Annotated in this window: 8 protein-coding genes; 3 read left to right on the top strand and 5 right to left on the bottom strand. The window is 47.2% G+C overall.

Annotated features, from left to right (window positions below; translation table 11 throughout):
- Positions 1 to 163: 163 nt before the first annotated feature.
- Positions 164 to 1981 carry a hybrid-cluster NAD(P)-dependent oxidoreductase gene (locus B9J87_RS02905; protein WP_094149320.1) on the bottom strand — a complete coding sequence of 606 codons (1818 nt, stop codon included), beginning with the start codon at positions 1979 to 1981 and terminating at the stop codon, positions 164 to 166.
- Between the two features lie 208 nt (positions 1982 to 2189).
- Here B9J87_RS02905 and pyrC point away from each other — a divergent pair, with 208 nt between their 5' ends.
- Entirely contained in the window at positions 2190 to 3218 is a 1029-nt protein-coding gene (pyrC, locus tag B9J87_RS02900) for a dihydroorotase (protein ID WP_094133008.1), read from the top strand.
- Positions 3219 to 3285: 67 nt separating this feature from the next.
- On the opposite strand, the gene rlmC is transcribed toward pyrC, so the two are convergent.
- The 3 genes from rlmC to B9J87_RS02885 all read right to left on the bottom strand — a co-directional run bounded on the left by rlmC (position 3286) and on the right by B9J87_RS02885 (position 6913).
- Positions 3286 to 4434, bottom strand: a complete 1149-nt coding sequence (gene rlmC, locus B9J87_RS02895) for a 23S rRNA (uracil(747)-C(5))-methyltransferase RlmC (protein ID WP_176429024.1) — start codon at positions 4432 to 4434, stop codon at positions 3286 to 3288.
- Positions 4435 to 4522: 88 nt separating this feature from the next.
- On the bottom strand, positions 4523 to 5434 hold the full coding sequence (locus B9J87_RS02890) for a DUF808 domain-containing protein (protein WP_094133011.1): 912 nt from the start codon (positions 5432 to 5434) through the stop codon (positions 4523 to 4525).
- 150 nt (positions 5435 to 5584) lie between these two features.
- The gene (locus tag B9J87_RS02885) at positions 5585 to 6913 is read right to left on the bottom strand and encodes an HD-GYP domain-containing protein (protein ID WP_094149319.1); all 1329 of its coding nucleotides are present in this window, start codon (positions 6911 to 6913) and stop codon (positions 5585 to 5587) included.
- Between the two features lie 281 nt (positions 6914 to 7194).
- On the opposite strand from B9J87_RS02885, the gene B9J87_RS02880 reads away from it, so the two are divergent.
- On the top strand, positions 7195 to 8106 hold the full coding sequence (locus tag B9J87_RS02880) for a M14 family metallopeptidase (protein WP_176429466.1): 912 nt from the start codon (positions 7195 to 7197) through the stop codon (positions 8104 to 8106).
- A gap of 132 nt (positions 8107 to 8238) precedes the next feature.
- On the opposite strand, the gene B9J87_RS02875 is transcribed toward B9J87_RS02880, so the two are convergent.
- A complete protein-coding gene (locus B9J87_RS02875; RefSeq protein WP_026027854.1) occupies positions 8239 to 9027 on the bottom strand; it encodes an AraC family transcriptional regulator in 789 nt (262 codons plus the stop codon).
- Positions 9028 to 9126: 99 nt separating this feature from the next.
- Here B9J87_RS02875 and B9J87_RS02870 point away from each other — a divergent pair.
- Positions 9127 to 10021: DMT family transporter (locus tag B9J87_RS02870; RefSeq protein WP_141201528.1), on the top strand; the 895-nt coding region annotated here is incomplete at its 3' end.

The following is a 10021-nucleotide window of genomic DNA, read 5'->3' as shown; positions in this document are numbered from 1 at the left end:
TTTCTGCATTTTGCCAACTAGCTTTAAGAGAGTCACTTTCAAGAGACTGAAACGGTTTCGAATAAAAATCACTAGGCAACGTCACGCCTCTTGCGGTCAACACTGACCCAAGAGGCATTTTTATTGGACAAAGTCACTGTAGTGCAACAGCGTGAGGCGAAAACTAGTTTACAACCTCAATATCGGTTTCAGGAATACAACAACACGCTAAAGCGAAACCAAGATGACGTTCATGCTCAGGCAGTGCTGGCACGTCAGGTTGATGCACTTTGCCCGACTGCACAGTCACCTTGCACGCGCCACAAAACCCTGCTCGGCAACTGTTGGCAATCGCAAGGCCAGCGGCTTCGGCTTGATCTAATAAGGTCGTTTGGTTATTACCCTCAAATACATGGCCATTGACGCTCAGTTGTAACGTTTTCAGCTCAGCTGCGACGGTGTGCGCCACACCAAATGCTTCTTGGTGGTAAGATTCTTCCGCAAGCCCTTTTTTCAACAATAAGCTTTTTGCTTTCTGCATAAAACCATCAGGCCCACACACAAACACTTGGCGAGCAGTCACATGTTGGATTTGCTTAAGATGGGATAAAGAGAGCCGACCTTTCAGGCCAAACCAATCTACTGGAGCTTGAGTCAGAGAAATGAAGACTTTCAACCCCGGATGTCGCTGCTTAAGCGCTTCAAGTTCAACACGGCAAGGAATATCCTCAACGCTGCGGCATTGATGATAAAAAACCACATCTTGAATTTGTTGATTATCGGCAAGATAGCGCAACATCGATAACATAGGCGTCACGCCACTTCCAGCCGACAACAGTAACAACGGTTGTTGGTGCTGAGTCGACAGATGAAACGAGCCATCCGGTGATTGCGTGGTCAATGTACTTCCTACCTGCAAGTGATCAAGCAACCAGTTAGAAACTCTACCTCCATCAATACGTTTGACTGAAATCGCTAACCGACCCGGGCGCGATGGGCTAGATGACAAAGTATAGCGGCGCGCCACGTTCTCGCCATCGATCACAACTTCGATTGGTAGGTGCTGCCCAGGTTGATAATTTGGCATTTCACCCTTTTTCGGCTCTAGCCAGAACGTGACAAAATCACGCGCAATCGCTTCACGCTCAACACAGGTCATCACATGGTGACTCATGCCCAAATCTCGATAAAACTCTTTCTCTTTGTACTCAAGCACCTCAACGCTGTCGCCAACTCGAATCATCCCCTCATTTTTTGCGACTAAATTTTGCCCAAAAAACACCCCACCTCTTTCGTTAGCGCGAAATTGTGACAAGGTTCTTAGCGGCTCTTTGGTTGGACGAAAAGCCCCTTTATTCACATCAACAGTAGTGAGAATACAGCGTTCGCAAGGTTTTACCGCTTCAAATTCTACCTCACCAATTCGGATCCGTTTCCAGCTGTCTTCAGCGAAAGGCTCATCGGTTCGTACCACTAGATTGGTACGAAATTGATCCATGCTGTGCACTTCAGGGCTGCGGCGATTAAGTTCATCAAGTGAAGCTTGGCTGATGACCAGCACTGGATAGCCATCAGCAAAACTGACATTGTGACCCACTTTTTCACGCATTCGGTTTGATTGTTCTCCGGTAAACAGCAACTCAACACGCTGGCCTAACACTTGGCTAAACCAATCATCCGCTTCATCGGTTGTGGTGTAAGCGGTAAAGTTGTCATCCCACACTTGCGCTGAGGAAGGTTGCATTTTGAAATCTGCATAACGCAGTTTTAATGGAGATTGGTTCACCGCCGTGAAGATCAAACCATCCGCAACCAGTATTGAATTGACCTTAACCATATTTGGATACTTACGTGCAGTGACCATTGAACCATCAGCTAACGCGATCATAAAGCGCCGATCAAAAGCCAGCCCCTGTTTTTCAACCCAAGCGGTGGACTGCGAGAGGCCACCTATCGATTTGACTGGGTAGACGTTAATTTGTGAGAGTTGAGCTGACGACATGGCCTATCCTTATGCTTTTTTGAAGGTATTTTTATAACGCGATGATAATGGAAATCGCCAAAGCTGGCTAACCCTATGGAAAATAAAAGGATGAAATTCACCCCTGTTTCCTCTATCATCCTGTCGCTTAAACGTAAGCGATTGCGCGAACATTAAAAGTGAAGCCCGTTTAAGCTCCAATCAATTTATTTTCCGGTGGGAGCAACCAATGAAAACATTAACGATTACTCGTCCAGACGACTGGCATGTTCACTTACGTGATGGTGATGTGCTGGCCGATACAGTACGAGACATCAGTCGCTACAACGGCCGCGCACTGATCATGCCCAATACGGTCCCGCCGATCACCACCACAGAATTAGCATTAGCGTACCAACAGCGCATCATGGCGCAAAAACCACGTGATTCTTTCAAGCCACTCATGGCGCTTTATCTCACCGATAACACGACACCTGATGAGATCCGCAAAGCCAAAGCTTCTGGCGCTGTCGTGGCAGCCAAACTTTATCCGGCTGGGGCGACCACCAATTCAGATTCTGGCGTAACCTGCGCTCAAAATATTTACCCAGTATTAGAAGCGATGCAAGAGGTTGGCATGCTGCTGCTGATTCATGGCGAAGTAACTGCTCACGATGTGGATATTTTTGACCGAGAAAAAGCCTTCCTCGATACAGTGCTTGCTCCTATTGTTAATGATTTCCCAAATCTGAAAATAGTGTTAGAACACATCACCACCGCCGATGCTGCCGAGTTTGTAAAAAATGCGAACCAGAATGTAGCGGCAACGATCACGGCGCATCATCTACTTTATAACCGCAATCACATGCTTGCTGGTGGCATTCGTCCTCATTTTTACTGTTTGCCAATCCTTAAGCGCAACACCCACCAGCTTGCGCTGATTCAGGCAGCGACATCGGGCAATAAGAAATTTTTCTTGGGTACTGATTCTGCGCCTCATGCCAAAGGCAAAAAAGAAGCCGCTTGCGGCTGCGCTGGATCGTACACAGCGCACGCAGCCTTAGAGTTATACGCAGAGGTGTTTGAGCAAGTTGGTAAAATTGGCAACCTTGAAGCGTTTGCCAGTCACAATGGCCCTGATTTTTACGGCCTACCCCGTAATAACGACACCGTTACTTTGGTCAAAGAAGAGTGGCCAGTTGCTGAAAGTATGCCATTTGGCTCAGATATTGTGGTGCCGATCCGCGCCGGCGAAACGGTCGCGTGGGCAGTAAAATAGCCCATTAATGCATCAAAAAGGGAAGCCGCGGCTTCCCTCTCTTTATCATTTTTGCACCACACAGCGCTTATCTCGGCTTAGGCTGACGCTCTAATAGCACCATCACTTCGCTATGATCGGTATGTGGAAACATATCAAACCATTGCAGTTTTTTGGGTAAGTAGCCCACCATACCTTGCATATCAGTGATTAGCGTTTGCGGGTTACAGCTTGAGTAAATGATGTGTTTGGGTGATAAAGCCACCAATCGCTCAACTAATTCAGCTCCTAAACCACGACGCGGAGGGTTGACTAGCACCAGCTCTGGCGCGATTGATTGAGCCTGTGAGAATTGGGCAGAATCCAGCGCAGCAAAGTCTAAATTGATAATGCCCATCGTCTTGGCAGAGCGTTTAGCACTGGCGATCGCTTCTGGTTCAATTTCAATTCCTGTGACTGCCGTAGTTGGACTGGCACAATGTAGGGCAAAACCGCCCACGCCACAAAACAGATCCCACATATGACTTGGGTTTATCTCTCTCACCCAATCACGCGCCGCCGCGTACAACTGCTTCGCTACATGCGGGTTGGTTTGGAAAAAACTTTTCGGGCGGATAACCATAGGCACCTGATTAAACTGCTCAATCAAATACTCACACTCGGTTAAAAAAATCTCTTCTTCACCTTCTAGGCGCGCCATGTGGATGGGTTGAAGGTTAACTGAGACGACGCGAATGGTTGGAAACTGCGCCTGAAGCCGCGCGAGGTTTTGCTCAACTCGGCCTAAAGCTTCGCGGCTTCTCAGTACGAAACGCAGCATAAACTCACCTGAATATTCGCTGCGTGTGAGCAATATGTATTTGAGTTCGCCTTTCTTCTTGGCTTTATTATAGGGAGGAATGCCCGAGCTACGGATCCAATCTTGTAGATAAGTTAATAGCGCTTGTGTCTCTTGTGGGTAGAGAGCACATTGCACTAACGACACGGGCGTTGATAGCCCATCAACCATGGATTCAACACCCAAAATCGGTGCATGAGCCGCGCCAAGAGCCACCATTTTCGCTTTGTTACGAAAACCCGTCTCTTCACTTATGACAGGTTCTAGCCACTGCTGTGGCATCTGCGTTGAAAACAGCGCTTTTAGTGCCAAATCTTTGCGCTTCACCTGCTCTGAATAAGAAACCGCGCAATGAGTACAAGAACGGCACAGCTGTTGATCAAAAAACGCACACTGCATAATGGGAACTGCCAAAAACGAAAAGCGCTAGTCTATTCGTCTGCGGGCAAATCACCATTCAATATGGTTATCATCACCATAAAAAAAATTAATGGGACGATTTCAATTTACTCACCATCCCCCACACTGCAACCACAGCCAGCCCGGCGAGTAAACCAACGAAACCATTAAGCAAGGTTGGCATCACTACTGCTAATAAAGAGAGTTCAGCAACGGCTACAATCACAGGTTCAAGCACGTGGTGAATAAAAGGGATGTTGTGCACCACAATGCCACCGCCCACTAAAAACATCGCGGCGGTACCCACTACAGTTAATGCTTTCATGAGCTTAGGCGCGAAACTGATCAACCCTTTACCAAAGCGAGCACGCAGCCCTGCGCCATCTGAAGTGCGCTCTAGGTAGAAACCTAAATCGTCCAATTTCACAATGCCTGCCACCAAACCATAAACGCCGATGGTCATGACCACTGCAATCAAACTCACCACCAAAATTTGTGTCACCATGCTATGGCCTTGCACTGTCCCCAACGCAATCACGATGATCTCGGCCGATAAAATAAAATCGGTCCGAATCGCCCCAGCGACTTTACGTTTTTCATAGTCATCAATCGATACGTCAGTGAGCATGCGCTCATCCGCGTCAGCGGTGCTGTGATGACTGGTATGAAACACTTTTTCTAAGATTTTTTCTGCCCCTTCAAAGCAGAGAAAAAGTCCACCGACTAACAAGAGCGGCATTATCAACCAAGGGGCTAATGAGCTCATCAGCAAGGCAGCGGGAACCAAAATTAATTTGTTGCGAAATGAGCCTTTAGCCACTGCCCATACCACTGGGATCTCTCGTTCAGCGGCAACACCAGACACCTGCTGAGCATTGAGCGCCAAGTCATCCCCCAATACGCCTGCCGTTTTTTTCGCGGCCATTTTTGACATCAACGCCACATCATCGAGCACGGTTGCAATATCATCAAGAAGGGTAAGTAAGCTCGCGCCTGCCATGCAAATTCTCTCTTATTCATTTTCATTATTCAAAGCGTGACAAAATGTAACACCAAGCGCTGATGAAGGGAAACACAGCGATAAGAATCCCACCAACAGTGCTGACGCTTCAAGTAGCAAAGCAGTAAAGCAGTAAAGCAGTAAAGAACACTAGCTCAGTGACTGAGTATATTCGGCTGGCAATTGAGCCAGAGCGCTCTGTAACGCGGCGAAGCAGTCAGGATCAATGGCAGTATGTAGATTCTCTTGCATGATCAAAAGTGCTTTATCAATTGGCATCGCGGAGCGATAAGGACGTTCCGCGCTGAGAGCATCAAAAATATCGGCCGTCGTGATGATTCGAGTCATCACGCTGATCTCATCACCGTTTACACCACGCGGATAGCCAGTACCATCGAGTTTCTCATGATGCGCCCCTGCCATACGTGCCAACGTCTTAAAGGGCGATAATTTCCGCAAGATTTGTTCAGTAAACGCGGCATGCGCCTGAACGGCTTTCCACTCCATATCGTCTAACTTACCGGGTTTATCTAAAATGGCATTACTGACCCCTAACTTACCAATGTCGTGCAGTAATGCCGCGCGTCTCAACCAAGATCGATCAGTTTCCGAAATGGCTAATTGTCGTGCGATTAAATCAGTATACACAGCCACTCGTTCACTGTGCCCTGCGGTATAGGGGCTTTTTGCATCAACAATCTTGCCAAATGCCGTGACGATACAGTCTAAATACGCTTCATCCAAAGGCTGATGCGCTTGTGCCGGTGGTAAATGCATCACTCGTTGGCTGATATCAGGGGCTTTGAGGCTAGCCACAAAGTGCGGGTTATCCACCAACTGCTCAATAATCTCAACCAATTGTGGGTCAAACCATACACCACTACGCTCTGTAACCTCGCGTATTGCTTCGTCCAAATCATGTTCCATTTGAAAAACGTCAAACACTTGAGCTAATAACGCAATCCGCGAGAAAAGGGGGATGGCTTCACCTTTTAGCTGTTGAGGACGCCCTTGACCATTCCAATGTTCATCCAGTGAGTGGATCCCCTGCGCGACGACTTCGCTAAATCGCAACTCTCGCGCCACATCAGCCCCACGAGTACAACGAGTTTGAATAAGCTCTTGTGCATAATCATTACCATTTTTCAAAATGTCGATGGTAGTTAAAATACGTTCTGCCCAGCTCTGCTCTGAACCGGTATTTTTGACGATAAAGTTAATCACACTCGATAGACTGGTTCCGACGGTTTTATAACGCCGTTTGAAAGCGAGATCATCAGTGGCATACAACTCGCAAATTCGCGCGGCGTTGCTACTGCAGCCCGCATCTTTCAATAGCAAGGTAAAAAACAGATCATGCAGCTCAGCCTGATCGAGCTCTAATTGCATGCCAATATGCATACCAACCCAGCAACAACGAATGCAGTGCTCCGGTGGTTGGCCTTCCGTCATGTCTAAGGCGGTCGTTAGCGAAATCATTAGTTCAGAAAGGGGGAAACTATTCTCCAATCGTGTTCTCACTCAATTGCATTGGTCTGGTTGCAGTTTAGATGTGACCGTTCGGTTTAGCCAATGATTTACCTCAGTTATCAGGCCAGAGTTGGACTATTTCCTTGCTCTAACAAACCTGCATTGCCCCAAAAACAGGTTGAGGTAATGAACCCTGTTAACGGGCTGTGGTAAATCCAGCTTGGTATTTTTGATTGCTCTTGACACTCACACCTCTTACTCTGTGGGCAACTAGTCAGAAAGGAACCCTCATGTACTCTGTTTATACTTATCCTATCGGTACGCCAGGCACACCTTGGCAAGCAGCAGAACGCGAAGCGTGGCTCGCGCAAACGACGATTAAACGAGAATATCAGCAAGAAGTCGTGCCGAAGATTAACGCTTTGGCAACGGATTTTGAGGTAGAGCAATACGGTGCACTATCAATAGACAAAGATCGCTACCCATTATTTGCCTTAAAAAGTCGCTCATGGAACCCTGACAAACCAACGGTGTTGATCACAGGTGGCGTACACGGTTACGAAACCAGCGGAGTGCACGGCGCGTTGCAGTTTTTAGCGACTCAAGCACAGCAGTATCAATCTCATTTCAACATTGCCGTTGCCCCGTGCGTAAGCCCTTGGGGCTATGAAACGATCAATCGTTGGAACCCATCAGCGCTTGACCCTAATCGCTCATTTTACGCCAATAGCCCAGCCGAAGAGTCGGCAAGCTTAATGCGCTGGGTCGCAAGCTTAGGTGACGTGTTGGTGCATATTGATTTACATGAAACTACAGACAGTGATGAAAGCGAGTTTCGCCCTGCACTAGCAGCGCGCGATGGCATTGGATATGAAGCCGATACAATTCCCGATGGGTTTTATACTGTCGGCGATACGGAAAATCCGCAGCCAGAATTCCAAGCAGCCATTATTGAATCGGTACGCAAAGTCACGCACATTGCACCAGCCGACAGTAAAGGCGAGATCATCGGCTCTCCCATCACTCAAGAAGGGGTGATCAACTACCCCATGAAAGCGTTAGGGTTATGCGGTGGCATCACAAATTGCTACTTCGGCACCACCACCGAAGTGTACCCAGATAGCCCAAAAGTCACAGCGCAAGAGTGTAATGACGCACAAGTCGCCGCCATTGTTGGCGCTTTGGACTACGTGTGCCGCTAAAACGATAAAACACCCAACCCCCTATGTCATGGATTCATGAATAATAGACGTTGTAAAAAATTACCAAATTAAGTCTAAGGCACTTCTTTATAGTTTGATCAGGATGAAGTGCCTACATACGCTTAAGCAATATTATAACAAGCGATTTTTATACTGTTCCGGCGTTTGGCCGGAGTATTTTTTAAACATGGTAATAAAAGGACTGGCTTGGTTGTAGCCAAGAGTTAATGCTACCTCTTTCACTGAATGCCCTGTGCGCAGTAAATCCATGGAATAGAGATAGCGTACTCTTAATCGCCATTCGGTAAAACTCATCCCTAGTTCCGTTTGGCAATGCCGCGCTAATGTTCGCTCTGTGGTATGTACTTTTTCAGCCCACAAAGCCAATGTCGTATCATCGGTCGGGTTTTCTTCTACCGCCGCTAAAATCGGGGCTAAATATTTGTGATTAGTGGAAGGCAAAAAATGATGCTGCGTTTCTTGCGTTGCCAATTGGTCGAGCAATACTTGAACTAAACGTTTATCTTGCGCGTTTTGAGCCACACTGATTTCACGCGATCGAAAATCCTCAATGATGGCAGAAACGATGGGCGTCACTTTTATCAAACTGGTGTGCCTGGGAAAACCATGGGTGAGAGCCCGATCAATATTGAGCGAACAATATTCAATTGGCTTACGATTATAGCTGCAGTGTTTCACCCCCGCAGGAACCCAAATCGCGAGATGAGGCGGAGCGAGAAATCGCGTTTCTTGCGCTTCCATTTCCAAAATCCCGCCGGAAATTAGCTGCACTTGTCCCCATGGATGGCTATGAGTTCGCGTTTCTGTGTTTGACAAAAACGCATCGAAATTCATAAAGACATCCGATGGCGCACTGTCAATCGATAGTGAAGGGTGAAGATTTCTGGGCGCTTTTTTCAAACTTGTCTTCCTATCGCTCGCAATGTCGTTTTGGAGATATATATAATTATAGAGACCTGCCACACTATACTCCAAAGCACAATTTGCGACGAGGCTCACATGGTATATCTTCTTCCACTATTCACGGTTCTAATTTGGGGTGGTAACTCTATCATCAACAAGCTCGCCGCAGAAACCATTGAACCAAGTGCGATGAGTTTTTATCGCTGGTTTGTCGCGATGCTGTTGCTAACCCCCTTTTGCTTACCCACCGTGATCCGCCAGTGGGTAATCATCAAGCCCCATTTAACTAAACTGGCTTTTTTAGCCATGTTAGGCATGGTACTGAATCAGTCTCTTGGCTATTACGCAGGGCTAACGACTACTGCATCAAATATGTCGTTGATCACTTCGCTGGTACCACTGCTCAGTGTATTCATTAGTGTTCCCCTGCTCCGCAAGCGCATTTCAGCTTTGAGTGTTGTCGGAGGAGTCCTCTCTCTCGCAGGGCTTGCTTTTATGCTAGGTCAAGGCGATATGAGCTTCTTCTTGCATCAAGATATTACACATGGCGATGCATTAATGGTGGTGGCTGCAACCGTTTACGCACTTTATTGTGTGTTACTTAAACGGTGGAAAATGCCGCTAAGCAATTGGACGCTTATTTATATGCAAGGGTTGTTTGCTGTCTTAATGCTGACACCATTATGGTTGACCAGTGAACATCTCCTACCCACGGAAGGCTCACTGCCCCTAATCGCTTACGCTTCCGTCGCTGCATCCTTGTTGGCTCCGTGGATGTGGGTAAAAGCGATCGATTTAATTGGTGCAGACTCTAGTGCGATGTTTATGAATTTGTTACCTGTGGTGGCGGTTTCGCTTGCCACAACCCTGTTAGGTGAAACAGTGCAAAACTACCATCTTTTAGGTGGAACGATGGTAATTTCCGGGGTTATTTTATCCCAAATAAAACTGACAAAAAGCCGTACAACAGCTATCGAGGGCGCAATACAAC

Source organism: Vibrio sp. V19_P1S1T109, assembly GCF_002241375.1.
In the GTDB taxonomy this organism is placed as follows: Bacteria; Pseudomonadota; Gammaproteobacteria; order Enterobacterales; family Vibrionaceae; genus Vibrio; species Vibrio anguillarum.
This window is presented reverse-complemented; position numbering and strand designations above follow the sequence as displayed.

What these genes read in the sequence shown, in the direction of transcription:
- B9J87_RS02880 (WP_176429466.1), top strand. Translation starts at nt 7,195, where the DNA reads ATGTACTCTGTTTATACTTATCCTATCGGTACGCCAGGCACACCTTGG.
- rlmC (WP_176429024.1), bottom strand. Translation starts at nt 4,434, where the DNA reads ATGCAGTGTGCGTTTTTTGATCAACAGCTGTGCCGTTCTTGTACTCAT.
- pyrC (WP_094133008.1), top strand. Translation starts at nt 2,190, where the DNA reads ATGAAAACATTAACGATTACTCGTCCAGACGACTGGCATGTTCACTTA.
- B9J87_RS02905 (WP_094149320.1), bottom strand. Translation starts at nt 1,981, where the DNA reads ATGTCGTCAGCTCAACTCTCACAAATTAACGTCTACCCAGTCAAATCG.
- B9J87_RS02885 (WP_094149319.1), bottom strand. Translation starts at nt 6,913, where the DNA reads ATGATTTCGCTAACGACCGCCTTAGACATGACGGAAGGCCAACCACCG.
- B9J87_RS02890 (WP_094133011.1), bottom strand. Translation starts at nt 5,434, where the DNA reads ATGGCAGGCGCGAGCTTACTTACCCTTCTTGATGATATTGCAACCGTG.